Source organism: Mycobacterium deserti, assembly GCF_025345615.1.
In the GTDB taxonomy this organism is placed as follows: Bacteria; Actinomycetota; Actinomycetes; order Mycobacteriales; family Mycobacteriaceae; genus Mycobacterium; species Mycobacterium deserti.
Genome location: NZ_JAODWD010000004.1, coordinates 328,687 through 353,933 on the forward strand (window position 1 = coordinate 328,687; position 25,247 = coordinate 353,933).

At 67.5% G+C, this 25,247-nt stretch carries 26 protein-coding genes; 14 read left to right on the forward strand and 12 right to left on the reverse strand.

Translation table 11 applies throughout. The features are described 5' to 3' along the window. Positions 1 to 21: 21 nt before the first annotated feature. From N4S67_RS17915 to N4S67_RS17925, 3 genes are all read right to left on the reverse strand, one after another. Positions 22 to 534, reverse strand: coding sequence for a DUF3145 domain-containing protein (locus N4S67_RS17915; RefSeq protein ID WP_260994347.1), 513 nt, complete (start codon positions 532 to 534; stop codon positions 22 to 24). Between the two features lie 107 nt (positions 535 to 641). Further along, positions 642 to 1,466, reverse strand: a complete 825-nt coding sequence (locus N4S67_RS17920) for a serine hydrolase domain-containing protein (protein WP_260994348.1) — start codon at positions 1,464 to 1,466, stop codon at positions 642 to 644. A gap of 12 nt (positions 1,467 to 1,478) precedes the next feature. Beyond that, positions 1,479 to 2,555: a class I SAM-dependent methyltransferase gene (locus N4S67_RS17925; protein WP_260994349.1), complete on the reverse strand. Its 1,077-nt coding sequence runs from the start codon at positions 2,553 to 2,555 to the stop codon at positions 1,479 to 1,481. Positions 2,556 to 2,658: 103 nt separating this feature from the next. On the opposite strand from N4S67_RS17925, the gene N4S67_RS17930 reads away from it, so the two are divergent. Next, positions 2,659 to 3,744, forward strand: a complete 1,086-nt coding sequence (locus N4S67_RS17930; protein WP_260994350.1) for an S-(hydroxymethyl)mycothiol dehydrogenase — start codon at positions 2,659 to 2,661, stop codon at positions 3,742 to 3,744. After that, complete coding sequence (locus N4S67_RS17935; protein ID WP_260994351.1) at positions 3,741 to 4,367, forward strand: MBL fold metallo-hydrolase; 627 nt, start codon at positions 3,741 to 3,743, stop codon at positions 4,365 to 4,367. The genes N4S67_RS17930 and N4S67_RS17935 overlap by 4 nt, the downstream gene beginning before the upstream one ends. A 4-nt stretch (positions 4,368 to 4,371) precedes the next feature. Here the strand turns inward: N4S67_RS17935 and N4S67_RS17940 are convergent, their stop codons facing one another. Then, complete coding sequence (locus tag N4S67_RS17940; protein WP_260994352.1) at positions 4,372 to 5,118, reverse strand: SHOCT domain-containing protein; 747 nt, start codon at positions 5,116 to 5,118, stop codon at positions 4,372 to 4,374. Between the two features lie 91 nt (positions 5,119 to 5,209). Here N4S67_RS17940 and N4S67_RS17945 point away from each other — a divergent pair, with 91 nt between their 5' ends. Then, on the forward strand, positions 5,210 to 6,292 hold the full coding sequence (locus tag N4S67_RS17945) for a class I SAM-dependent methyltransferase (protein ID WP_260994353.1): 1,083 nt from the start codon (positions 5,210 to 5,212) through the stop codon (positions 6,290 to 6,292). Here N4S67_RS17945 and N4S67_RS17950 read toward each other — a convergent pair whose 3' ends face one another. Beyond that, positions 6,293 to 7,336 carry a GlxA family transcriptional regulator gene (locus tag N4S67_RS17950; RefSeq protein ID WP_260994354.1) on the reverse strand — a complete coding sequence of 348 codons (1,044 nt, stop codon included), beginning with the start codon at positions 7,334 to 7,336 and terminating at the stop codon, positions 6,293 to 6,295. It abuts the gene before it with no gap. A gap of 94 nt (positions 7,337 to 7,430) precedes the next feature. On the opposite strand from N4S67_RS17950, the gene N4S67_RS17955 reads away from it, so the two are divergent. Both N4S67_RS17955 and N4S67_RS17960 read left to right on the forward strand, forming a co-directional pair. After that, positions 7,431 to 8,060 (forward strand): DJ-1/PfpI family protein, encoded by a 630-nt coding sequence (locus N4S67_RS17955; RefSeq protein WP_260994355.1) that lies wholly within the window; start codon positions 7,431 to 7,433, stop codon positions 8,058 to 8,060. Next, entirely contained in the window at positions 8,057 to 8,374 is a 318-nt protein-coding gene (locus N4S67_RS17960) for a hypothetical protein (protein WP_260994356.1), read from the forward strand. Before N4S67_RS17955 ends, N4S67_RS17960 begins: the two co-directional genes overlap by 4 nt. Here N4S67_RS17960 and N4S67_RS17965 read toward each other — a convergent pair. From N4S67_RS17965 to N4S67_RS17980, 4 genes are all read right to left on the reverse strand, one after another. Beyond that, positions 8,353 to 10,122 carry an Hsp70 family protein gene (locus N4S67_RS17965; protein WP_260994357.1) on the reverse strand — a complete coding sequence of 590 codons (1,770 nt, stop codon included), beginning with the start codon at positions 10,120 to 10,122 and terminating at the stop codon, positions 8,353 to 8,355. The two genes, N4S67_RS17960 and N4S67_RS17965, sit on opposite strands and share 22 nt — an antisense overlap. A gap of 63 nt (positions 10,123 to 10,185) precedes the next feature. Continuing rightward, entirely contained in the window at positions 10,186 to 11,214 is a 1,029-nt protein-coding gene (locus N4S67_RS17970) for an NAD(P)H-dependent amine dehydrogenase family protein (RefSeq protein WP_390893446.1), read from the reverse strand. A 124-nt stretch (positions 11,215 to 11,338) separates the two neighbouring features. Continuing rightward, a complete protein-coding gene (locus N4S67_RS17975) occupies positions 11,339 to 12,397 on the reverse strand; it encodes a DUF4185 domain-containing protein (protein ID WP_260994359.1) in 1,059 nt (352 codons plus the stop codon). Between the two features lie 18 nt (positions 12,398 to 12,415). Next, positions 12,416 to 12,970, reverse strand: a complete 555-nt coding sequence (locus N4S67_RS17980; RefSeq protein WP_313959959.1) for a hypothetical protein — start codon at positions 12,968 to 12,970, stop codon at positions 12,416 to 12,418. A 145-nt stretch (positions 12,971 to 13,115) separates the two neighbouring features. On the opposite strand from N4S67_RS17980, the gene N4S67_RS17985 reads away from it, so the two are divergent. The 5 genes from N4S67_RS17985 to N4S67_RS18005 are packed head-to-tail and all read left to right on the forward strand — an operon-like array spanning position 13,116 to position 18,867. After that, positions 13,116 to 14,648, forward strand: a complete 1,533-nt coding sequence (locus tag N4S67_RS17985) for an ABC transporter substrate-binding protein (RefSeq protein ID WP_260994361.1) — start codon at positions 13,116 to 13,118, stop codon at positions 14,646 to 14,648. Further along, on the forward strand, positions 14,645 to 15,613 hold the full coding sequence (locus N4S67_RS17990) for an ABC transporter permease (RefSeq protein WP_260994362.1): 969 nt from the start codon (positions 14,645 to 14,647) through the stop codon (positions 15,611 to 15,613). Before N4S67_RS17985 ends, N4S67_RS17990 begins: the two co-directional genes overlap by 4 nt. Beyond that, a complete protein-coding gene (locus tag N4S67_RS17995) occupies positions 15,610 to 16,488 on the forward strand; it encodes an ABC transporter permease (RefSeq protein ID WP_260994363.1) in 879 nt (292 codons plus the stop codon). Before N4S67_RS17990 ends, N4S67_RS17995 begins: the two co-directional genes overlap by 4 nt. After that, the gene (locus N4S67_RS18000; RefSeq protein WP_260994364.1) at positions 16,485 to 18,101 is read left to right on the forward strand and encodes a dipeptide ABC transporter ATP-binding protein; all 1,617 of its coding nucleotides are present in this window, start codon (positions 16,485 to 16,487) and stop codon (positions 18,099 to 18,101) included. Before N4S67_RS17995 ends, N4S67_RS18000 begins: the two co-directional genes overlap by 4 nt. Positions 18,102 to 18,126: 25 nt before the next feature. Beyond that, entirely contained in the window at positions 18,127 to 18,867 is a 741-nt protein-coding gene (locus N4S67_RS18005; RefSeq protein ID WP_260994365.1) for an SDR family NAD(P)-dependent oxidoreductase, read from the forward strand. 200 nt (positions 18,868 to 19,067) lie between these two features. Here N4S67_RS18005 and N4S67_RS18010 read toward each other — a convergent pair whose 3' ends face one another. Next, a complete protein-coding gene (locus tag N4S67_RS18010) occupies positions 19,068 to 20,816 on the reverse strand; it encodes a hypothetical protein (protein WP_260994366.1) in 1,749 nt (582 codons plus the stop codon). Positions 20,817 to 20,961: 145 nt separating this feature from the next. Continuing rightward, positions 20,962 to 21,159: a hypothetical protein gene (locus tag N4S67_RS18015; protein WP_260994367.1), complete on the reverse strand. Its 198-nt coding sequence runs from the start codon at positions 21,157 to 21,159 to the stop codon at positions 20,962 to 20,964. Between the two features lie 121 nt (positions 21,160 to 21,280). Between N4S67_RS18015 and N4S67_RS18020 the strand changes: the two genes are divergently transcribed. Both N4S67_RS18020 and N4S67_RS18025 read left to right on the forward strand, forming a co-directional pair. Beyond that, complete coding sequence (locus N4S67_RS18020) at positions 21,281 to 21,820, forward strand: CsbD family protein (protein WP_260994368.1); 540 nt, start codon at positions 21,281 to 21,283, stop codon at positions 21,818 to 21,820. 2 nt (positions 21,821 to 21,822) lie between these two features. Continuing rightward, on the forward strand, positions 21,823 to 22,491 hold the full coding sequence (locus tag N4S67_RS18025; protein ID WP_260994369.1) for an IF2 family translation initiation factor: 669 nt from the start codon (positions 21,823 to 21,825) through the stop codon (positions 22,489 to 22,491). Here the strand turns inward: N4S67_RS18025 and N4S67_RS18030 are convergent. Then, positions 22,488 to 24,029, reverse strand: a complete 1,542-nt coding sequence (locus N4S67_RS18030) for a serine/threonine-protein kinase (RefSeq protein WP_260994716.1) — start codon at positions 24,027 to 24,029, stop codon at positions 22,488 to 22,490. The two genes, N4S67_RS18025 and N4S67_RS18030, sit on opposite strands and share 4 nt — an antisense overlap. A gap of 233 nt (positions 24,030 to 24,262) precedes the next feature. Here N4S67_RS18030 and N4S67_RS18035 point away from each other — a divergent pair, with 233 nt between their 5' ends. Next, on the forward strand, positions 24,263 to 24,961 hold the full coding sequence (locus tag N4S67_RS18035) for a hypothetical protein (RefSeq protein WP_260994370.1): 699 nt from the start codon (positions 24,263 to 24,265) through the stop codon (positions 24,959 to 24,961). A gap of 19 nt (positions 24,962 to 24,980) precedes the next feature. Then, positions 24,981 to 25,247: a YdeI/OmpD-associated family protein gene (locus N4S67_RS18040; RefSeq protein ID WP_260994371.1), complete on the forward strand. Its 267-nt coding sequence runs from the start codon at positions 24,981 to 24,983 to the stop codon at positions 25,245 to 25,247.

Consider the following 25,247-nt stretch of genomic DNA (forward strand, 5'->3'; position numbering starts at 1 on the left):
CGTCTGCTCGCGGAAAAGAAATCAGCCGACTCCGCGGTTGAGCCAGCTGACCTCCGCGGTGTCCCCACCATCGCGATACGGCTCCAGCGCCTCGTCCCAAGCCGTGCCCAGCACCGAGTCCAGTTCGGCGGCGAGCATGTCGGCGCCCGAGGCCATCAGCGAGCGCAGTCGCATCTCGCCGACCATCACGTCGCCGTTGGCGCTCATCGCACCGCTCCACAGACCCAGCTGCGGGGTGTGACACCAGCGGTGGCCGTCGACGCCCGCACTCGGATCCTCGGTCACTTCGAACCGCAGCACCGTCCACGACCGCAACGCGTTCGCCAATTGCGCGCCGGTGCCCACCGGGCCCAGCCAGTTGGTCACCGCCCGCAGCTGCCCCGGCATGGCCGGCTGTGGGGTCCACTTGAGGTTCGCCCTCGACTGAAGGGTCGACGACAACGCCCACTCGACATGTGGGCACACCGCAGCGGGCGAGGCATGGATGTAGACCACGCCCGTCGTCGCTTCGGCGAACTGGTTCGACGCACGCATTGCTGCTCCTTCGGCTCCACGAGGGACGTCTTCCCCAAGCGGCCTCTTGAAACCGAATTACAGCTGTGTCGTGCGTGTCTATTGTGCCTCGTGTGGCGGCTGTTGCGCTAGTCTGCGGCGAATTCTCTCAGGACTTCGTCAGACAAGGCCGGCCACGGCTCATAGGCCCACTCCCCGAATTCGCGGTCGGTCAGCACCACCAAGGCCAGATCGGCCTGCGGATCGACCCACAAAAACGTCCCTGACTGGCCGAAATGCCCGAACGTCTCACCCGAGTTGTCCGACCCGGTCCAATGCGGCGACTTGCCGTCGCGGATCTCGAAGCCCAATCCCCAATCGTTGGGCCGCTGGCTCCCGAACCCGGGCAACACGCCGGCCAGCCCGGGAAACTGAACCTCGACCGCCTGCTCGTGCATCTGCTGCGACACCGTCGACGGGCGCAACAGGTCGCCGGCGAACGCGGCCAGGTCGGACGCCGTCGACGTCACCCCGAACCCCGCAGCGGAGGCACCGCCGTCCAGCGAGGTGTCGGTCATGGCGAGCGGCTCGCACACCGCCTCCGTCAGGTACTGCCCGAACTCGATGTCCGAGGCCCGCTCCAGTGTCGTCGCCAACACCTCGAAGCCGTAGTTCGAGTACACCCGGCGTTCGCCAGGCCCGGCCATCGTCTTCGCCGACCGCATCGAGTAGCCCGAGGCGTGGGCGAGCAGATGCCGCACCGTGGACCCCGGCGGGCCCGCCTCGGTGTCGAGTTCGACGGCACCCTCCTCGACGGCGACCTGCACCGCGCGGGCGGCGAGCAGTTTGGTGACCGACGCCAGCGCGAAGCGGCGAGCGCTATCTCCGTGTTCGGCCAGAATCCCCGACGGCCCGACCACCGCGGCGGCGACTGCGTCGACGGGCCACTCGGCCACCGCATCCAACGCGCTCATTGCGCACCGACACTACTTCCGCGCGATGTAGTAGTTGTTGAACGGGTCGGATTCCGCCTCGCGAACCGTCACGTCGGCGAAGCCGGCGTCGGCGAGCATCGAGGTGGCCAGTTGGCGGCCCCAGCACGTGCCGAGCCCGGCGCCGTCGAGCCCCAGCGACACGCTCATGCAGTGCATCGTCGACACCGTATAGAGGTACGTCGCCAGCGGGACACCGACGTTGTCCTCGAGGTGCGACGACGCCTTGATGTCGACCATCAGCAGAATTCCGCCCGGCCGGAGCATGCGGTGAATGTTGTCCAGCACCCGCGCCGGCTGCGCCTGATCATGGATCGCGTCGAAAACGGTGACCACGTCGTAGGTTTCGGCCACATCGAGGGCCGCGACGTCCGCCGCGACGAATTCGGCGTTGCGCAGACCCATCTGTGCCGCCTCGGCCCGGCCGACGCCGAGGCCCTCGTCCGAGAAGTCGATGCCGGTGAACCGGCTGGCCGGGAACGCTTTGGCCATCACATTGACGGCATGGCCACTGCCGCAACCGATGTCGGCCACTTCAACGCCGGCGCGGAGCAGGTCGACCAACCCGTCGGCCATCGGCAGGATCGCGTCGACCAACGCGGCGTCGAACACCTCACCGCTCATCTCGGCCATCAGCGTGTGGAAGCGCGGATACTCGCTGTACGCCAGGCCGCCACCGCGAACGAAGCAGCCGATGATCTTCTGCTCGACCTCGCCGAGCAACGAGATGAACTGTGCGACGCGGGCGAGGTTGTCGGGTCCGGCGGCGCGGGTCAGCACCGCCGCGCGATGGGCAGGCAGTGCATATGTCCGTGTGGCCGCGTCGTAGTCGACGACTCGGGCCGATGCGACGCCTCCCAGCCACTCCCGCACGTAACGCTCGTCGAGTCCCGCCGCGTCGGCGATCTGGCCGCTGGTGGACGGGGGCAGTCCGGCGAGAGTGTCGAACAGCGTGGTTTGGTGTCCGATCGACAGCAGAAGAGCGAGGCTGGCGGCATCGACCGCGCCCGCGATGCGTGCCGCGAACTCCTCTCCTGTTTCGGTCGTGGAGCTGTCATTCAGTGTCGTCATCGATGACTCCTCGGTGTCTTGCGCGCCCTTGTTCGGTCGACACAACGGAAACGACCCCGCGGGCGGTTCAATCTTCGCGCATTTGAGCTATTAGGTTGTACGCATGAGTCAAACGGTGCGCGGTGTGATCTCCCGAAAGAAGGGTGAGCCGGTCGAGGTGGTGGACGTCGTCATCCCCGATCCGGGGCCGGGCGAAGTGGTGGTCGACGTCATCGCGTGCGGGGTGTGCCATACCGACCTGACATACCGGGAGGGCGGCATCAACGACGAATTCCCGTTCCTGCTCGGCCATGAGGCCGCGGGCACAGTGGAATCGGTGGGGTCGGGCGTGACCAACGTCGAGCCCGGTGACTTCGTGATCCTCAACTGGCGCGCGGTCTGCGGCCAGTGCCGGGCCTGTAAGCGCGGCAGGCCGCACCTGTGCTTCGACACCTTCAACGCCGCGCAGCCGATGTCGCTGACCGACGGGACCGAGCTGACCGCGGCACTGGGCATCGGCGCGTTCGCGGACAAGACGCTGGTCCACGAGGGGCAGTGCACCAAGGTCGATCCGGCTGCGGACCCCGCGGTCGCCGGGCTGCTGGGGTGTGGCGTGATGGCGGGCATCGGCGCAGCGATCAACACCGGCGGCATCAACCGCGATGACACGGTCGCGGTGATCGGCTGCGGCGGAGTCGGTGACGCGGCCATCGCGGGTGCTCGACTGGTCGGCGCCAAGCGCATCATCGCCGTCGACACCGATGACAAGAAGCTGGACTGGGCCCGCGACTTCGGCGCCACCCACACCATCAATGCCCGTGAGCTCGATCCGGTGGAGACCATTGCCGACCTCACCGACGGAAACGGCGCCGACGTGGTGATTGACGCGGTGGGCAGACCGGAGACCTGGAAGCAGGCCTTCTACGCACGTGATCTCGCGGGAACCGTTGTGCTGGTAGGTGTTCCAACGCCGGACATGACGCTCGAGATGCCCCTGATCGACTTCTTCTCGCGTGGCGGGTCACTGAAGTCGTCGTGGTACGGCGACTGTCTGCCCGAACGGGACTTCCCCACCCTGATCAGCCTCTATCTGCAGGGTCGGCTTCCGCTGGAGAAATTCGTGTCCGAACGCATCGGACTCGATGGCATCGAGGAGGCGTTCCACAAGATGCACAACGGCGAGGTGCTGCGATCGGTGGTGGTCCTGTGAGCAACCCCATCGAGCGCGTCGTCACCCACGGCACCTTCGAACTCGACGGTGGCAGTTGGGAAGTCGACAACAACATCTGGGTCGTCGGCGACGACTCGGAGGTCGTCGTGTTCGACGCGGCCCATGACGCCGGCCCGATCGTGATGTCCGTCGGCGGTCGCCACGTGGTGGCGGTGGTGTGCACCCACGGCCACAACGACCATGTGACGGTGGCTCCCGAACTGGGTAAGGCGCTCGACGCGCCCGTACTGATGCATTCAGCCGACGAGGTCCTCTGGCGGATGACGCATCCCGAGAAGGACTTCCGCGCTGTCAGCGACGGCGACTCCCTCCGTGTCGGCGGCATCGAGTTGCGCGCGCTGCATACGCCGGGCCACTCGCCGGGATCGGTGTGCTGGCACGCGCCCGACCTCAATGCGGTGTTCAGCGGCGACACGTTGTTCCAGGGTGGCCCCGGCGCGACGGGTCGCTCATACTCGGATTTCCCGACGATTCTGGAGTCGATCTCAGGTCGACTCGGCAAGTTGCCGGGCGAGACCATCGTCTACACCGGCCACGGGGACACGACGACCGTCGGCGACGAAATCGTGCACTACGACGAATGGGTCGCTCGCGGGTCCTAGTCCCCTAGCTGCCGCTGTGGCCCCATTCGAGGATGCGGCGTTTCTCCGCTTCGAACTCGTCATTGGTGAGCGCGCCGGAGTCTCGCAGCGCCGCAAGCGTCTTCAACTGCTCGAGCCGCACGCCCTGGTCGCTCGGCGGATAGCTGACTGTCGGCGACGGCGCCCACGTCGGCGTGTCGAGGGTGGACAGCTCCTGCGGCGTGAGCGGCCTGGTCTTCTTGCCTGCCCTGCCCGCCCACATCAACGACGCGGTCAACTCCAGCAGGCCTATCCCGAACAGCCCACCGAACACCCACAGCAGCCAGTACATCGAGCCGTCCTTGCCGAACGCCAACCTCGGCTGGATGTAGCCGCCGACCTCGCCGTCGGCGACGATCCCGTAGGTGCCCGCCTCGTAGACCTGTGCCTGCCACACCTGAACGCGAGCGTCGTTGTTGACTGTCGTTGTGCTGCCGAAGCTCTCGGCCAACCGCGGATCCGGGGCGCCTTCGGGCGGGGTGATCGACAGCTGCAGATCCGGCACCGGCAGCCCTCCGCCGGAGGGACGACCCGTGATCAACGTGTGAAAGCTGATCGTCACCTCGCCCTCAGGCAGTTCGACCGTGCCAGCGCCCGGGATCGCGACCTCGCCGTAGGCGTCGTACTCGTCGAGCACGAACGCATTCAGGATGATCACGACGACGAAGCCGATGATCGCGGCGACCAGCGTCAGGACCGAAGCTCCGATGGCGATACGCGGCGCGAGCGTCATGGGCGAATTTTGTCACAAGGACGGCGGCGCCCGGCCGGTGCGAGGACTACCGTCGCAGGTGAACGTCAGCCCGCACACCCCGGAGGTCACGATGCCTGAGTCAAGCATCGTCGTGCGGCCCCAACCGTTGGAGAGCGAGTCCTACACGGCGAGTTCGCGACTGCAGGCCGCAGGTCTGCGGCCCGCGATCGCGCTCTTCGAGGAAGCGGCCGCCGAGGTGCCGCTGCCGACACCGCCGCAACCCATCGTCATCGCCGACTACGGCGCGTCGACAGGGCACAATTCCCTACTGCCGGTGTGTGCCGCGGTCTCGGTGCTGCGCAAGCGTACTCGGGCCGACCATTCGATCCTGGTGGCCCATACCGATGTGCCGGGAAACGACTTCACCGCGATGTTCGCCACACTGTGTGACGATCCGGACTCTTACCTGCGCAAGGATGCGGCAACGTTCGCCTCGGCCGTCGGCCGGTCGTTCTACTCGCAGATCATTCCGTCCAACAGCGTGAATCTGGGCTGGAGCTCCTGGGCCATCCAATGGCTCAGCCGGGTGCCCGCCCCCATTCCCGACCACGTGCAGGTTGCCTACAGCCACGACGCGAAGACCCGCGACACCTACGCCAAGCAGGCGGCCCGCGACTGGCACGAGTTCATCGCGTTCCGCGGCCGCGAGCTGTGCCCTGGCGGGCGGCTGGTGATCATGACCATGGCCGTCGACGACGACGGCGACTTCGGCTACCGCCCTGTGCTGGCCGCGTTGATGGACGTCATCGACGAATTGACCTCCGAGGGTCTGCTCACCGCCGACGAAGCGCACCGGATGTGCATCCCCACCGTCGCGCGCCGCGAGGCCGACTTTCTGGCCCCATTCGCACCGAAGGGCCGCTTCGAGCGGCTCGAGATCGAACACCTGGAGTTGTTCGACGCCGAGGACCGGTACTGGGAGCAGTATCGAAAAGACAAAGATGCGAAGGCATTCGGAGCGCACTGGGCCGCTTTCCTGCGGGCGTCGGTGTTCCCGGCGCTGGCAAGCGCGCTCGAAGGCGGCATCACCGGCCCGCGGACCGCACAGTTCTTCGATCGGCTGGAGGCCGGTGTCGCGGCGCACCTGGCCGCCGCGCCCGAGCAGATCCAGATTCCGCTGGCGCACCTGGTGTTGGTCAAGCGGCCGAAGTAGTCAGCCGGCCAACCGTGCGCCCTCCTTGTTTCGCTCCTCGCGTGCGCCCTCTTTGTTTCGCTCCTCGCGTGCGCCCTCTTTGTTTCGCTCCTCGCGTGCGCGGAAAGTTGTCCGGTAGCTCTGCGGCGCAACGCCCGTGAGCCGCCGGAACTGCTCGCGGAAGTTCGCCGGCGAACTGAAACCCACCTGCATGCCGATGCGTTCCACACCGTACGGCGTCGTCTCGAGCAGCTGCTGCGCGTGCCGGATCCGGACGCCGGTCACCCACTGCATCGGCGTCTGCCCCGTCTCGGCCTGAAATCGCCGGTTCAGGGTGCGGATACTCATCGCGGCGCACTCGGCGATGTCGCGCAGTGTCAACTCCCGGTGCGCCTCCCGCTCGATCCAAGCCAACACGTCGTCGAGCGACGTGCGTTCGGCAATGTGCTTGATGGGCGCGCGATTTCGCATGATGAACTGTGCCTGTCCGCCGCTGCGATGCAGGGGCGCCACCGCCATCCGGGCGGCGTCCGCCGCGACCGCCGAGCCGTAGTCACACGCGATCATGTACAGGCACAGGTCCATTCCTGCCGACGCGCCCGCCGAGGTCAGCACCTGCCCTTCGTCGACGTAGAGCACATCGGGGTCCAGCTGCACCGCGGGAAAGGCTGCCCGAAAGGCATCCGCGGCAAGCCAGTGCGTCGTCGCCCGTCGGCCGTCCAGCAATCCGGCGCCCGCCAGTGTGAACGCCCCCGTGCAGATGGAGGCGATCCGCGTGCCCGCGACGAACGCCGACTTCAGCGCGTCGGCCACATCGTCGCCGAGCCCAGCGGAGACGGTGTTGCACCCTGGTACGACGATGGTGTCCGCATCCGCCAGGATGTCCAGGCCGTGGTCGGTGGCGATTCGCATCGGCCCAGCGGAGACCACCGGTTCTGTCCCGCACACCACCACCCGGTAACCCCTTTCGCCGCAAGCCAATTGAACCCGACCGAACGTCTCGACGGGCAGGCAGAGGTCGAAACCGATGACGTCGGGAAGGGCGAGCACTGCGACGGTGTGCATAGCTGGACGATAACAGGCGCGGTGGCAATATCCCGTCGCTTGCTGGCGATCTGGCCACTAGCCTCGGACGGCGGATCCCCGAGACGATGACCGGGTGTACGCGCAAATCGCCTTGTTCGACGGCTTCGACCCGTTTGATGTGATCGCGCCATTCGAGGTGCTCGCCGCCGGCGGCGACACGGTGGGCGGCGACCTCGACGTCGAGTTGGTGACCGCCGAAGGGCCGCGGCCGGTGATCAGCGGTACCCGCGGCCTGGTGCTGCAGGCCACTGGTCGGCTGGACCCGTCCAGGGCGGGGTTCGTCATCGTGCCGGGCGCGTCCGGACCCATCGACGGCGACCCCGACGAGGTCGCGACCATCCCGGTGTTGCTCGCCCGATTCGGTGAGACGGCCGCGATCCCGTTGATCCGCGAGGCAATGGTCAATCCGGACATCACCGTGGCGACCGTCTGCGGCGGCTCGCTGGCGCTGGCCATGGCCGGACTCATCGAGGGGCGTCGCGCGGTGACCCACCACCTCGGCATGGATGTCCTCGAGGCCACCGGGGTCGATGCGGTGCACGCCAGGGTCGTCGACGACGGCGACCTGGTCACGGCGGGTGCGGTCACGTCGGGCCTCGACCTCGGCCTGCACCTGTTGCAGCGGACGTACGGTGCCGACGTCGCGCTGGCCGTCGAGTCGCTGTTCGGCTACGAGCGGCGCGGGACGGTGTGGTCACCGTGAGCATCGGCGGCGACTGGGACGTAACGATCAAGACGCCGATCGCCTCTCTGGCTGTCGTCTACACCTTCAGCGAGATCGACGGCCGCGTGGACGGCACCGCGACAGGCAAAGGTGAAACCGTGCCGCTGCGCGACATCGTCGTTGCGGGACAACGAGTTACGTGGCGCCAGTCCGTCACCAAACCGATGAGACTCAACCTGGATTTCGATGTCGTCGTCGACGGTGATCGGCTCACCGGCCACTCGCGCGCTGGTCGGCTGCCGCGATCGCCGGTGACTGGAGTGCGCAGGCCTCAGGGAGCCGGCGGCGGCTGAATCGGCGCAGGCACAAACGGCAGGCCCGGAATCGTCTCGTACGGCAGCGTCGGAATCAGCGGCGGCTGCGTCGTCGGAGGCGGCGGCGGCGGGGGTTCCGACGTCGGTGGCGGCGGGGACGGACTCTCCGGCGGGGGCGGCGGAGGCGGCTCCTGCGTGGGCGGCGGAGCGGTGGCCGTCTGCCGCGGCGGCGCCTGATACACCGTCCTGGTCCGCGGCGGCGGAGCCTGCGTCGCCGGCGGAGGGGCGGGCGGAGGGGGCGCAGCGGACGTGGCAGGCGGAGCCGCCGTCGTGGTGCTCACGGGTGCGGTGGTCGACGCAGGCGTGGGCGCCGTGTCGTCGCGCATGACGTACAGCGCAGCGGCCCCGAGCGCTGCCACCAGCACCACCAGGCCGGTTCCCATCGCCACCGCCGGACGGCGGTACCACGGGATCGGGGCGGCCGGCGGATCGTGAGGTTCGCGCTCGAACTGCATCTGAGGGCGAACGACGTCCGCCCCGGCGTCGGCCGGCGCCGAGTAGTCATAGGGGTCGGTCGGCGAGACGTCGGGAACATCGTCGGCGTCCGACCACGCGAGCGCGCCGAACGTGCTCGACTGCGGCGCCATCTCGTCAGCAGCGAGGCCGACCTCGGGCGCCATCATGGTGGCGGCCCCTGCGGCGGCAGCAACACCGGGTGCGGCGGCCATCGCGGTCATCCCGTCCTCGGCTGTGCCTCGCGCGGCCGCAAGCCCGCCGCCGATCGCCGCGGACAGTTCGGGCTGCGCCGTCGTGACGACGGGAACCTTGAAGGTCTCAGACAGGGCGGTGGTGACGATCGGAATGCGCGCACCGCCACCCACGGTCGCGACCGCGGCAAGCGCACCGCCTCGAATTCCGCTGCGGTCCAACGTTTCCTGCAGTACAACGATGAATTCGTCGAGGGGCCGGCGGATCACCTCGTCGAGTTCATTACGCGTCAACCGGAGTTCGCTCCGGTGCCCCGGCAGCTCGGCCACCAGCGAGGTGACGCCCGACGTGCTCAGCCGCTCCTTGGCCCCGCGGCATTGCGCACGCAGCCGCGACAGCGACCCGATGGCCGACGTCCCGGTCAGGTCGATGGTGCCCGCCGACGACAGGTCGTCGATCACGTGCGTCAGCAGCGCCTGATCCACTAGGTCGCCGGAGAAGTCGGTGTGGCGTACCGTCGGCGCGACCGGCGCGTATCCGTTGGCGGCATCGACCAGCGTGATGCTGGTGCCGGTGCCGCCGAAGTCACACACGGCGATGACGCCCCGCGTGGGCAGTCCGGGGTCGTCCTGCAGGGCCTTGACCGCCGCAGCGACGTCGGACAAGACGGGCGCCGCCTTTGGCCGCTGGAATTCCGGGATCGCCGACAGGGCGTTGCGTAGCGCGTCGACGGCGGCGGGACGCCAATGTGCCGGATACGTCACCGCGACGGGGTCGGTGGGTGGCCTGCCGCTACCGAGCGTGATCAGCAGCGCCCGCAGCGCGTCGGCGAGGACTCCGTCGGCGCGGTGCGAGGACCCGTCGGCGGCGACGATGTCGACGGGGTCACCGACCCGGTCGACGAAGTCGGTGATGATCAGCCCACGCTCGGTCAGGTTCGGGTTCTCGCTGGGCACTCCGACCTCGGGCGCCCGGTGCGCGAAGCGCGTCAACACCGGCGAACGCGTCACCGCGGTCCGCCCCACTACGACGGCTGCCAGCCTGGTCGCTCCGACCGACAGCCCTACCCCGTCAGACATGTCTTCCTGTCCTGCTCGATCGCCTATCCGGTTATCCATCTGATCGGCCGACAATAGTGTTACTCAGCGAATGGTTCCCTTGCCAGGTATCAGTGGCAAATCGAGCGCGGTGACCCAACCCGGCGAGAGCCCGTTGACCGCCGGTACCGCGTTGAGCGCGCGCAGGCCGGTCGCCAGGCAGCCCGCCGCGGCGGCGTCGCGGCCAGAGCCGTCGGTGAAGCGGAACGCCGTCTCCTGAAAGATGCTCGGCGTCCCCTCGATCTCCACGCGGTACACGTCGTCCTGGTTGCCTGTCGGCCAGTCGGGCGCGGCGTCGCTGCCGATCCGGTTGACGTGTTCCAACTGAATGCGGGTCTCGCCTCGGTAGACGCCGTTGATGGTGAAGCGGACGGCCGCGACGTTGCCCGCCTCGATGACGCCCTTGGCGGCCTTGCGGTCGGTGGGTGTCACCCACTTGTCCCACGTCGTGGTGATCTCGTCGAGCATGATGCCCGCCGCGTGTGCGATCATCGGAACCGTTGCGCCCCAGGCCATTATCAATATGTCGGGATGCTCGAGCAGCGGCTTGTAGTCGGGCGACTTGCCGATACCCATCTCGAAGTCGTAGTCGCCCGTGTAGTCGGTGTAGTCCAGCAGTTCGGACGCCCGCACCTTGCGCACCTCGGAGCACAGGCCCATCAGCGTCATCGGAAACAGGTCGTTGGCGAAGCCGGGATCGATGCCGGTGGTGAAACACGACGACTCGCCCAGTTCGCACGCCGTGGTGACCGGTTGAATCCAGTCGGGCGGGTTGAGGTGCATCGTCGGCCACACCCACGGAGTCATCGCGGTCGAACACACGTCGATGCCGGCGCGCAGGAACCGGGTGATCGTTTCGATGTTCGCGCCGGCCTGCGCCGCGGTGGGGCCGTAGTGCACCAGCGCGTCGGGTTTCAGTGCGATCAGGGCGTCGATGTCGTCGGTGGCGGCCAGCCCGAGTGAATGTCCCAGGCCGCAGATGTCGCCGACGTCGCGGCCCACCTTGTCGGGATTGCTCACTCCGACACCGACCAACTCGAACAGCGGGTGCTTGACGATCTCGGCGATTACCATCGTGCCGACGAATCCGGTGCCCCACACGACGATGCGCTTCTTCGAAGAGTCAGTGGCCACGCGTCGACCCTAACGGGAATGATCGCCGTGCAACCCGCATTGATGGTGGCAGTGCTGAGCACCCTCACAGGTTGATCGGGTCCGGTTCATGCTCGGTCGTCGTGCTGTCGGCCAGCGTGGCCTTGAACTGCATGACCCGGTAGGGCCACCCGGCGACGGTGTGCCACTGCGACACGATCAGCCCCATACCGCCGTCGAGGTCGAAGCGCGATCCCGGCAGCACATAGCCGCCGTACAGTTGCGCAACCGCACATTTCTGATGGTTCTCGCAGTCCCATGCGCACCCGACAACCGGCGACTGGATCGCCGCGGTGTGCATGTTGGCCACTGGTGAGCTCACCACCCGGTACCCCAGCGCGTAGTGCGAGGCCAGGAACCCCCCGAGAACCCACTTGCCTTGCTCGATCCGGCGAAACGTCAGCTCCCCCCACCGTTCCCCTGCCGGGGTGATGGGCGTCGCCGTCGTTCCCCACTGCCAGCGGCCGGAGATGAATCCCCAACTGGCATAACGGCTCCGGTTCCCGATGTCATCCGGCCGGACCCGCATCAGGACAATGCCCTTATCCCGTCGAAATGAGGTGGCGACCACGTATACCCAGCCGTCGTCGGGGTCGTAGTCCCACGACCAGCACTGGCCGAGCCCGCCATGCAGGTTCGCCGGGAACTTGGCGCCCTCCCCCATGTGCGTCCACGAGATCCCGCTGTCGTCGGAACGCCAGATCTCGGTCCAGATGACCCGGGGAAACCCCCGATTGACCATCGCGTGCAGATAGATCGAGTCACCCACGCGCAACAGGTCCGACGGAAGCACGGTGCTGATTCCGCCGCGGGTCCACCCCGGCGGGGCGTCGTGAATGTAGTGCCAGAGCTGATGGGCGTAGTCGGGATCCGCCCCACCGGCGCGTTCGTAAACGATCGCGTGGTCAGCGTCGCCGGTGCCGATCAGCACGACAGGCGAGCGCCAGTCGCCCTCGCCGACCTTCGGTCCGGAGAACGTGTCGCCGAAGACCGACACCAGCTTGCCGTTGGGCGCCACCACCGACGGCCCCAGGTCGGTGCAGGTCACGCCCCACCGGTCGGTCAGGCCGGGACCGGTCAGGTCGACGACCTTGCCGTCGGGCACTTCACGAACCGTCGCACACTAAAAGCAGCGTCGGAGCCCACCGGGCTCACATATCAACGGGTAGCGATCGACCGGAATCGGCAGCTGTCCAGACCTGACGAGGGTGAACGGGAAGTCGGTCATCGACGGTCGCAGGTTGCACTCCGGGTTGGCGGTGGTGAGCACCTTGCGCGTTCCGGTCAACGCGATGGGATCGAACTTGATGGTCTCGGTGACCTGCTCCCAACTGCCGTCGGGGCACTGGATTCCTTTGCGTTTGGGCGTGCTGAATTGCCACACCCCGCTGGTCATCACCGCATTGCCGCCGGTGACGTCTTCCGACGGAGCGACGTGCAGGGTGCAGCCGACAGGAATGTAGAGCGGCTCGCGCAGATCCCCGACCGTGGGCACGCACGTGGGATAGATCTCCCAGGTGCCGATCTTCTTGCCGTTCTCGATGTAGTCGTAGGCACCCTCCAACACCTGGGGGTGCGGCGGCGGGTTGTCGGCCGCGGCGGGACCTGCGAGCCCGACCGAAGCGCACGCACTGATCGCGACTGCGGCGAACGTCCGGATGATCCTCACGATGCGCATCCCTTTCACCGGCGAGCTTCGACAGCGTCGTGGAGAGTATCCCAGTGTCCACCAGCGGCCGTCACCGCTTTTGACGGCTCGGCGTTTCGGCGAGGGCGCCCAGCGGGTAAGCGCCACCCGGCGGACGAGTTCACAGGTGGTGGCGATGAGACGACCGGCGGTGGTTGCCGCGGTCTCGGGCATCGTCGCGCTGGTCGTGTCGCTGACCGGTTGCTCGACCGGCGAACGGGTGGATCTCGGCGGCGGTTCTGCGGGTCTCATCGCCGCGATCGCGGGTGAACCCGATCAGCTCGACCCCCACAAGACCAGCGCCTATTTCTCGTTCGAGGTGCTCGAGAACGTTTTCGACACCCTGGTCGAGCCGGATGCCAACCTCGAGATGCGCCCGGCACTGGCCGAGTCGTGGGACGTCAGCCCCGATCAGCTCTTGTGGACATTTCGTCTGCGGCGCGGGGTCACCTTCCACGACGGCAGCCCGTTCACCGCCGACGACGTCGTCTACTCCTACCGCCGGATCATCGACGAGCAGCTGACGAATGCCGACAAGTTCAGCGCCGTCACCGACATCAGCGCACGCGACCCGGTCACGGTGATGATTCGGGTGAAGCAGCCGACGCCGAACCTGCTGACCAACATCGGCGGCTTCAAAGGTATGGCGATCGTCAACCGGCGCAACGTCGAGAGTGGTCAGATCGCCACCAATCCGATCGGCACCGGACCGTTCGCGTTCGCTAGCCAGAAGAGCGGTGACTCGATCACTCTGAAGGCCAACGGGTCGTATTGGGCAGGGCCGCCGAAGATTTCGGGCGTCACGTTCCGGTTCATCTCCGAACCGTCCACCGCGCTGTCGGCGCTTCAGGCCGGCGAAGTCGACTGGACCGATTCGATTCCCCCGCAGCGGGTGGCGCAGCTGAAAGACGACGACTCGATCAGGCTCGCGGTGACCGCCAGCAACGACTACTGGTACCTGGCGCTCAACGAGGCGCGCAAGCCGTGGAACGACGTGCGGGTCCGTCAGGCGATCGCCTACGGCATCGACCGCGACGCGATCATCGCCGCAACGACTTACGGCACCGCGGCCGCCAACCAGCTCGCAATCCCCGAAGGGAACCCCTGGTACACCGACTATCACCGGTACCGTTACGACACCGACGAAGCCAAACGCCTTCTGGCGCAAGCGGGCGTCGCGGGCGGGGACCTCGACATGCTCGTCACCAGCGAGTACCCCGAGACGGTGACGGCCGCACAGGTCATCGCCGATAACCTTGCCCCGCTTGGCATCACCGTCGACATCCGCACCGTGGACTTCGCCACCTGGCTCGACGAGCAGAACACCGGCAACTTCGACATGCTGATGATGGGCTGGCTGGGCAACATCGACCCCGACGACTTCTACTACGCGCAACATCGCACCGACGGCACGAGCAATGCGCAGAAGTTCTCCGACCCCGAAGTCGACCGACTACTCGACGCCGGACGCACCGAAACCGACCGTGCGGCGCGTGCCGAGATTTACCGCAGGGCGGCCACGATCATCGCCGACAAGGTGAGCTATCTCTACCTGTACAACCCGTCGGTGATCCAAGCGTGGGCGACGAACCTGTCGGGCTACGAAGCGCGCCGCGACGCGGCGGTCCGGTTCCGCACGGCGGCGCTTGGCCGGGACGACAGCCGATGACACGGTGGCTGACTCACCCGATCGCGCGCTTTTTGGCGCGCAGGCTGCTCTACTCGGCGGTCGTGCTGGTCGGTGTGTTGATCGTCGTGTTCGCGCTCGTGCATCTGGTTCCCGGCGATCCGGTGCGGATCGCGCTGGGGACGCGGTACACGCCCGAGGCCTACGAGGCGTTGCGCTCGGCGAGCGGGTTGGATCGCCCGTTGATCGAGCAGTTTTTCGGCTATCTGGGTTCGGCGGTGACCGGTGATCTCGGCGTCAGTTTTCGCAACGGTGACCCGGTGACGGTGATCCTGCTCGAACGCCTGCCCGCGACGATGTCCCTGGCTCTGGCCGGCATCCTGATCGCCTTGATGATCGCGCTGCCCGCCGGAATCTGGTCGGCGCTGCGGGAAGGACGAGTCAGCGACGCGATCATCCGGATCGCGAGCCAGTTCGGCGTCTCGATCCCCGACTTCTGGATGGCCATTCTGTTGATCGCGTTGTTCGCCTCGACACTGGGCTGGCTGCCCACCTCGGGTTATCAACCGCTGCTGGACAATCCAGCCGGCTGGCTGCGGCACATCGTGCTGCCCGCGGTGACGGTTGGCCTGGTGGCCGGCGCCATCATGACGCGCTACGTGCGCTCCGCGGTGCTCGAGGTCGCCGCGATGGGCTATGTGCGCACGGCACGGTCCAAGGGGTTGGCGCCGAGCGTGGTGACGTTCCGCCACACCGTGCGCAATGCGCTCATCCCGGTGCTCACCATCGCCGGAATCCAGCTCGCGACGATCCTGGGCGGCGTCATCGTCGTCGAAGTGGTGTTCGCGTGGCCGGGGCTGGGGCGGTTGGTGTACAACGCCGTCGCTGCACGGGACTATCCGGTGATCCAGGGCGCAGTGCTGCTGATGGCGGCGTTGTTCCTACTGATCAACCTGATCGTCGACGTGCTCTACGCGGTCGTCGACCCGAGGATTCGGCTCCAATGACCACCAACACCCGGGTCTCGTCGTGGCGGCTGCTGATGGGCAACCCGGTAACGGTCGTCAGCGCTTCGATACTCGCCGTAATCGTGTTCGTCGCAGTGGCCGCCAATTGGGTCGCTCCGTACGGTGTCAACGACGTCGATGTGCCCAACGCCCTGCGCCCGCCCAACGGCGAACATTGGTTCGGCACCGACGAGTTGGGCCGCGACGTGTTCTCGCGCGTGCTGGTCGCCACGCAGGCCTCCATGCGGGTCGCCGTCGTGAGCGTGCTGTTCGCAGTGGTGGTCGGCGTGGCGATCGGCGTGGTGTCCGGCTACCGCGGCGGCTGGGTTGACGCGGTGTTCATGCGGATCGTCGACGTGATGTTCGCATTTCCGGTGCTGCTGCTCGCGCTGGCGGTGGTGGCGATCCTCGGCCCCGGCATGACGACGACGATCCTGGCGATCGGCATCGTGTACACGCCGATCTTCGCACGCGTCGCGCGGGCGAGCACCATGAGCGTGCGGGTGGAACCGTTTGTGTCGGTATCGCGCAGCATGGGCACCGGCCACCTTTACATCCTCGGCCGTCACATCCTGCCGAACATCGCCGGACCGCTGATCGTGCAGACGTCGCTGTCGCTGGCGTTCGCCATCCTCTCCGAGGCGGCGCTGTCGTTTCTCGGGCTCGGCATTCAGCCGCCGCAGCCGTCGCTGGGCCGGATGATCTTCGACTCGCAGGGCTTCGTGACGCTCGCGTGGTGGATGGCGGTATTCCCGGGCGCGGCGATCTTCGTTGCGGTGCTGGCATTCAATTTGCTGGGCGACGGCCTTCGCGACGTGCTGGATCCGAAGCAGCGCACCATGATCGAGGCCCGGCGACAAGGGATGCAGCAGTGAGTGACCCGGTGTTGAGTGTGGCCGATCTGCGGGTGCGCATCGGCAGCCGTGAGATCGTGCGCGGCATCTCGTTCGACGTGGCCCGCGAACAGACGTTGGGCATCGTCGGCGAATCGGGGTCGGGCAAGTCGATGACGGTCCTCGCGGCAACGGGCCTGCTCGACGCCCCGGGCGCCAAGGTCACCGGAACCAGCACACTGGCCGGTCCGTCGGGCGGGACTGCGCTCGTCGACGCGTCGGCACGGCTGCTGCGCACGGTCCACGGCGGCCGCATCGGCTTCGTGTTCCAGGATCCCGGTACATCGCTGAACCCGCTGTTGACGCTGGAACGGCAGATCACCGAATCACTGGAGACTCACCGTCATTCGACGCGCAGACAGGCACGCACGCGGGCGCTAGAGCTGTTGGAGGCTGTCGGCCTGCCCGACCCCGAGTCCCGCTTGCACGCGTACCCGCACCAACTGTCGGGCGGACAGAAGCAGCGGGTGATGGTCGCGATCGCCATGGCGTGCGACCCGGAACTCCTGATTGCCGACGAGCCGACAACCGCGCTCGACGTCACGACGCAGGCGCAGATCATCGAACTGGTGCGCACGTTGCAGCGCGACTTCGGCACCGCGGTGGTGTGGATCAGTCACGACCTCGGGGTTATCGGGCAGGTCGCCGACGAGGTCACCGTGCTGCGGGAGGGCCAAGCGGTGGAACAGGCGGCGATCGGCAGCGTCTTCGACCGCCCGCAGCACGAGTACACCCGAGAACTGTTGGCCGCCAGGCCGATCGTCGGACGGCCAGGACCGCAGCCCGCGCCCGCCGACGCCGAGGTGCTGCTGGAGGTGAACGGTCTCGACGTACGGTTCGACGTGACGACGCCGGTCGGCAAATCAACCGTGCACGCGGTCAGGGACCTGAGCTTCGCCATCCGGCGCGGCGCCACGCTCGGCCTGGTCGGCGAATCGGGGTCGGGCAAATCGACGGTCGCCGGCGCGCTGGTGGGTCTGATCCGGCCCGAGGCGGGCACCGCCACGCTGGACGGCACCGACGTGCTGGGTGTGCGAGGTCCGGAGCGCAAGATGCTTCGTCGGCGAATCAGCCTGGTGTTTCAGGACCCGTTCTCGTCGCTCAACCCGCGGGCCCGGGTAGGCGACGCGATCGGTGAACCGCTGTCGGTGCACCGGCTCACCAAGGGGAGACAGGCCCGCCGGGCGCGGATCGCCGAGCTGCTCGAAGTTGTGGGATTGCCAACGTCTTTCGCAGAGCGCTACCCGCACGAGCTGTCTGGCGGTGAGCGTCAACGGATCAGCATCGCACGCGCGCTCGCCGGTGAGCCGGACCTGGTGATTCTCGACGAAGCGACTGCGTCGCTGGATGTTTCGGTACAGGCGCGCATACTTGACTTGCTGACGTCATTGCAACGCGACCTGGGTCTGACTTTTCTGTTCATCGCACACGATCTGGCGATCGTGCAGCAGATGAGCCATGACGTGCTGGTGATGCGCGACGGTCGAGCTGTCGAGTACCGGCCCGCAACCGAGTTGTTCGCCACGCCCGAACAGGAGTACACCCGCGCGCTGCTGGCCGCCGTTCCGCCCGAGCGACCGCGGGTCACCACCTGAGCAGCCGCATGAGAGAGTCATGCCCATGACTCAGCTCAGCGGCAAGGTCGCGTTGGTCACCGGCGCATCGTCGGGTCTCGGCGCGGTCGTCGCGCGGGTATTCGCGCAACGCGGCGCATCGGTATTCGGCATCGCGCGCAGCGCCGACCAGATGGCCACGGTGTTCGAATCGGTTCCCGGCGGCAAGTACGCGTCGGTGGACATCACCACCGCCGACGCCTGCAATGACGCTGTTGCCCAATGCGTCGCGGAGTTCGGCCGGCTCGATGTGCTGGTCAACGTCGCCGGGTTCCATCAAATGCGCCACACCACGACCATGACCGACCAGGAGTGGAACCACGACCTGGCCGTGAACCTCAACGGGCCGTTCTACTTGTGCCGCGCTGCCTTGCCACACCTGCTGCAAAGCGCAGGCAACATCGTCAATGTCACCTCCATCGCGGGCGTGGAGGGCGAGGTCTACTCGGCCGGTTACTGCGCGGCCAAGCACGGACTCGTCGGGCTGACGCGCGCCCTGGCGGTCGAGTACACCAAGGAGAAGATCCGCGTCAACGCGCTGTGCCCGGGCGGCATGCCGACGCCGCAGGCGACGGAATTCACCGCACCCGACAACGCCGACTGGGACCTCATCATGCGCATCGCGTCGCCGCGTGGGTTCATGGAGACCGAGGACGTCGCGAAAGCGATCGCGTTCCTAGCCAGCGACGACGCCGCGGCAATCCACGGTGCGGTGTACCGCGTCGACAACGGCAAGGGCGCCGGATAGCGGAGCTCGCGCTCGATGACATGCGGCTTGCGCCGGCCACAGCGAATCGGGTGTGCCCGAGCCGCAACACGATTCGCTCGCCGGCCGGCTGGGCTTCTTGCGCAGACCCGAGCACACCACCTCGGTTATCACCCCGGTCCCGGACAGAGGAGTAGCGCCCCACCGTCTCCCATCGGCGAGGCGCTACTCGTGAATATGGCTCAGTGCTCCAGCCGGCGACGCCCGAGGAAGAACGCCCCACCGAGAGCGGCGAAGCCCAGCGTGCCAACCACTCCGGCTGCGACGTAGAGGAACACGTCACGCCCGGACAGTCCTGCGGTCGACGACTCGTCTGCGGCAAGCCGCAGCGGGTAGTCGCCCGGCAGAGGACCGTGCGCCGGCGCGTCCAGACCCGGGAACTGCTGGGTCTTGTGCACCTCAAATTGCCGCTCACCGGTTGCTGTTTGCGTCCACTGGCCCCACGCCGGGGTGACGCCGTCGAGCAGCACCTTGCGCTCGCCGTACTGTGCGTCGTCACCGACGTCGACGATGCGCCGCACCCGGAACGGCTCGTAGGTCTGTTGCGGATAGCGCACAAGCACCGGGACGTTGTCGTAACGCAGCACCCGCGGCGGCGGTGGCGGCAACGGCAATCCGAACCGCGGAACGAATCCGCCGCCGAAGAAGCTGCCGACCGCGATGTTGGCCGCCGTCTGCACCACGTCCTGTGCAAGATCGATCGCGGTGTTGATCGGGTTGAGGACCAGCGCGGTGAAGCTGTACGCCGCGTACCGGGCGACGTCGAGCACGATCCGGGCCAGCGGTGGGATGTAGACGATCCGCGGGGCGAAATCGTAGATGTAGACGATGCGCACCGGTGCCCGGAACGGGTTCATCAGGATCGGCCGGTAGAACTGGTCGTACTCCACCCAGTCGGGCCGCCACTGCCGGACCTTGCGGCCCCACTCCCAGTCGCGGTCACGGTCGACGCCGACGCGGAAGTCAGCGTTGGCGCCCGCTTTGATGCCGTCGCGGCCGCCGAGGCCCAGGCTCAGGTTGACCGAGCTGGCGAAGTCGTCGACGTCCTTGGCGGCGGCCGGGGCCGGCTTCTCCTCGATCACCTTGGCGGTCTTGGCCACCTCGATGTCGCGCTTGTCGGCCTGCAGCGTCTCGGGCTGCGCGGTCTTGAGCACCCGCGCGGCCTCGGGCCCCTGCGGCGTCGCGCTCTCAGAACCCGACGAGTCCTCGGCCTCAGTGGTCGCCTCCGACTCCTCGGTGGCCGAGCCGCTGGTCGGCTTTTCGGTGGCGCTCGACGGCGCATTCTCGTCTGCGGTCGCCGGCGCGAGGGCTTCCGACGGCGGCACAGCAGTGCCAGACGGCTGTGGGACATCGCCGGCTTCGGCCGGGGTTTCTGCCGGCGACGTCGCCGTCGGCGCATCGGACTCCGTGACCGGCGCGCGGCGCGCGGTCGACGGCTCGGGCTTTGAGGTCGCGGTCTCTTCGCTCGGCGCGGCCGGAGCACTCGGGGCGGCAGGCTCGACGCTAGTCACCGGCGGACGAGCGGGTGCCGCAGGCGCCTGCGACTGCTGTTCGGGTTCCGGCTCAGCGACGGGCTCGGGTTCGGGTGCGACGATCGGAGCCGGTGCGGGTTCCTGCGTCTGCGGCGGGGCCTGCACCTTCGGGGCCTGCACCTTCGGGGCCTCCTCGACCGCAGGGGCGGGCCGCGGCGCAGCGGGCTCGGGAGCAACGACATCGGGCTCGGGTGCCGGTGCGACCTCTTCGGGCTCCGGCGCCGTCACTTCCGGTGCCGGAACGACGAAGGTCGTCGAGGGCACAACCGGCTGTTCGTCGTCGGGTTTGGCGAACGCGGGAGCGATTCCACCGGTGAGTGCCGTCAGGGAGATCACCACTCCCGACGCGAGCACGGCGACAACGCCGCGCTTACGGCATATTTCAAGCGGTGAACCCATAGTGCGTGGCTCCTTAACAGTCCCGCGGCAGGTGTAACTCCCCCAACGCTGGTGCCTGTTCCAGCAGTTGCCGCGACGCTCAGGAGATAGATCGCTTACCCGGCCAAAGTAGTTACAGGGCCACCGCGACAGTTCGGCGCGACCGCTACAGCGGCGGTTGATTGCGTCCGCGCCAGGCGCCGACGGCCAGCGCGATGCCGATGATCGCGATGATCGGCCCGAGGATCGACCACGTGGTCGTGTTACTCATCGGACTACCGCCGACGGCGCCAAGCCCCTGGAAGGTGAACAACAGACCGGCCGCCGCGACCAGGACACCGAGCACGACAATGGCGATGCGCATGGCTCCACCCTAGAGGCCGGCCGGTGAAAGATACCGGCAGCTCGGCGGGCCGCTTTCAGTTTGGCGTAGTGGTCCATGCCACATCGCGATTGAATCCTGCTCAGTCGGGAATGGGTGTGTCATGACCGAGCAAAGTAAGGCCGACGAGACTCGTAAGGGTTTCGTCGATTCAATCAAGGGCAAAGCGAAAGAAGTCGCCGGAGCCGTAACCGGCAACGACTCACTGACCGCAGAGGGCCAACTCGAGCAGACGCAGGCTCAGCAGCGCAAGGAAGCGAGTCGCGCGGAGGCGATCGCCGACGCTGAAGCCGAGCAGGCGCGTGCCGACATGGCGCAGACGCGACAGCGGGCCGCTGCGGCGCGGACCGAGGTCAACGCCGACGCCGCGGCCGCCGAGACCGAGATCCGGGCCGAGGCAGCCGCGCAGAAGCAGGCGGGAATGCAGGCCGCGCACCAGGACGCCGCGCGGCAGAAGGCGCAAGCCGAAGTCGATGCGCAGCGCAAAATTCAGGAAGCCAAGGCCGAGGAGCATCAGGAAGTCGCCGAGGCCTCTGACGAAGTGGTCGACGCGATTCTCGACCAGAAGGCCGCAGATCAAGCCGCCGAGAGTGCCCGAGCCGAAGCCGACCGCATCCGCCGCCAGGTCGAGGACAGGAGCTGACCATGCCGATCACCGATATCCCATTCGCCGTACTTCGATTCCAGTACCAGATTGCGCGGCTACCGCTGCAGGTCATCGAGGACCGTGTCGTCGCGCGGTTCGATGCCGAGGCACCCGCGAGACTGTTCTACGAGCGCACGCTGGGGACGCTGGACGCGACCGTCGGCGGCGTGCTGCGGGACCAGCAGTTGGTCGAGCGGGGCGCCGAGCTCATCGAGCGCAGTGACGCCCTGAGCAGGGCCGCCCGTCTGGACGCCGCTGCTGAGCGGACCGAGCAGCAGGCGGAAGCCGAACTGAAGGCGACACGCGAGCAGGCCAACAGGGAGCAGCAGGAGGCCCGAGCCGAGAAGGAGCGCGAGGCCGAGCAGGCTCGGACTGAGGCCGAGAACCGCAAGCAGGCCGCGGTGGAGACCGCCCAGAAGCGCAACGCGGCGGTGTCCAAGCAGGCCGAAGACGCCGCTGCTGCGCGGGTGAAGGCGGTCGAGAACGAGAAGCGGCAGAAGGAAGCCGTCACTCGTGCGGCCGAGCGCGCGGCCGCCTCGGCGGCTGATGCCAAGCTCGACGACGCAAGCGACAAGCGCACGACGGCCGCGACCAAGCGCGCCCAAGCCGATGCGGTGGAGAAGCTCGCCGATTCCGAGAAGGAGAAGCGCAAGGCAGACCGCGGCTAGCGCGCTGCGTACTGCAGGACCGACTCGTTGGTGTCGACCCGGCCGAAGCTGATGATTGTCAGCCGGTCGGGTCGCACTTCGTAACGGGTGCCATCAGCGGGGTTGACGACGTCGTATCCGCCGCCTGAGGACGGCACCGCTCCGGCGAGTTCGATGTTGGCCCCGTCGCGCAGGCGCTCGCCCCGGTAGTAGTAGGACCCCGACGCGGTTTCGCACACCACCGCCAGCGAATTGGCGGTGCGGACCATCGCCGCGGGTGAACTGCCGGAGTCACAGCGAGCCGAGTGCCCCACGAAGCCCTGACCATCGGCGCCGGTTATCCCGGGTGGCGCAGTGCCGGTTGTGGTCGGCGTGGTTGTCGGGGTGGAAGTCGGAGTCTTGGTGATGGTGGTGGTCGACGGCGGCGGAGCCTCGACCGTGCTGCTGCTCGGCGGAGCCTCAGCCACCGTCGTCTGCGAAGAGTTGTGATTGCCCAGCACCAAGACGGTGGCGAGCATGGCCGCGGTGCCGAACAACACGATGACCGCCGCGATCAGCGTCAGTTGCGTCCGACTGAACCGCGACTTGCGCGGCGGGGGCGCAGGGGCAGGTGCTTCGCGATACGGGGTGTACCCCGTCGCGGCGGGACTCGGATAAAGCGTCGAGAACTGACGAGTGTGCGTTGGCGGAGCAGGCGGAGCGGGCGCTGATGGCGGCGGGGCCGCGGCGGCCGCGGCTTTCGCCGCCTTCGCCAGCGCACCGGCGGTCGGGAAGCGCGCGGCGGGATCCTTGGCCATGCCGCGGGCGACCACGTCGTCGAATGCGCGGTTGACGCCGCGGGCCATGATGCTGGGACGCGGCGGCGGCGAGAACATATGGGCGCTCATCATCTGCCGCAGGTCGCCGGCCTCAAAAGGCGGCCGGCCGGTGAGGCATTCGTAGAGCAGGCAGGTCAGCGAATAGACGTCGGATGCGGGTCCGACCTGGCCCCCGCTGAACCGTTCGGCGGCCATATACGCCGACGATCCGATGACCATGCCCGTCGAGGTGACGCTGGCGTCGCCGCCGACGTGGGCGATACCGAAGTCGACCAGATAGGCGAAGTCATCGGAGGTCAGCAGGACGTTCTCGGGTTTGATGTCGCGATGCACGAGGCCGTCGGCGTGCGCGGCGTCCAGCGCCGCCGCGACCTGCGCGATGATCGAGGCGGCGCGTTGCGGCGGCAACGGGCCGGTGCGGAGCAGTTCGTCCTTCAGGCTGGGGCCCTCTACCAGGCGCATATCGATGTAGAGGACGCCGTCGATGTCGCCGAAGTCGTGCACGGGGATGACGTGCGGTTCCTGCAGCCGGGCCGCGACTCGCGACTCGCGCCGGAATCGTTCCTGAAAGCCCGGGTCAGCGGCCACTTCGGTGCGGAGCAGCTTGACCGCGACGGTGCGGCCCTTGGTCGTGTCGTACGCGCGGTAGACCTCACCCATGCCACCGACGCCGATCAGGGACTTCAGCTCATAGGGGCCGAACCGGGTGCCGAGGCGAGAGCCGCCCTTCGGCGAGACCATCTGCGTTCCCTTCATTGCATTCCCCGACACAGTCTTGTCGCCGCCGTCAACATTGACGAGCAGCTCCGGTCCATGTTCCCAGTTTGGCGCTCGACTAACGCACGCTGCGAGTTCGCAAGCGGCACAAGCTAATTGTCACCACAATACAGACGTTCTGAATCCAAGTTGGGATCGGTAGCACGGCCAGCGATGTGAAATGCGTCAGCAAATACCGACCGGAAGGCATCAAGCCGATGAAGTGCAGACTCGCTTTGATCGCGGCGGCGGTCGCCGTCGTCGCGCCTGCGTGTTCGACAAACGCGCCGGAGGCGGCACCGACTGCGTCCACGGTCACCGTGACCGCGCCGGCGCCCAGCGGTCCGACCACCGCGGCGCCGAGCAGTTCGCCGACCGCGCCCGTTTCCTCTGGGGACGCCGGATGCCCGGTGAATCCGGCGAATGCGCCGGTGCCGACCGTCGAGCGTTACGACACGGTGCCAGAGGCCGATCAGGTGTCGGTTGCGCTCGGCGGCCTAGCGTCGGACACGGTCCGGCCCGGTGCGGCGCCGATCGAGTTCGAGGTGACGGTATGCAACGACTCGCCGGTCTCCTACCCGTCGGTCGGCCTGACGGTGTTCCTGGAGCAGTGCAGTTGCGCACCCGGCCCGCTGCCGATCGCGCGAGGTTCGGTCGAGACGCTCGACCCGGTCACCGGGACGTGGACAGCCTCGGACTACCCGTCGGCAGGCACGGGCATGGACTACCTCGGCGCGTTCATGAACGTGCAACCGTTGCCGAAGGGCAAGGCCTTGACGCTGCGATACCGGTTCGCACTGGACGCCAACATGGTCGACGGTGAGGGCGGTGTCGCCGCGACGGCGGTCACTGCCGACGGCACGCTGAACGGGTTGGGCACGGCACGCCGGCCGTTCACGGTGTCGACCAGTGGCTGAACCGCGTTAACCTGACCGCGTGAGCAGCCAGAAAGTACCCGGCGGAGTGGTGCACAAGCTGCCGGCGGACCTGCGCACGGCGCTCATCGGCAATGACTCGGCGCTCGCGGCATGGAAGGACATCACGCCGCTGGCGCGCAACGAATTCATCTGCTGGGTCGAGGACGCCAAGCAGGAGAAGACCCGCGAGCGCCGCATCCGCCGGACTCAGGAGGAATTGGAAGAAGGTATGCGCCGGCCCTGCTGCTGGCCGGGGTGCAAGCACCGCGAACGCAACGGCAAGTAG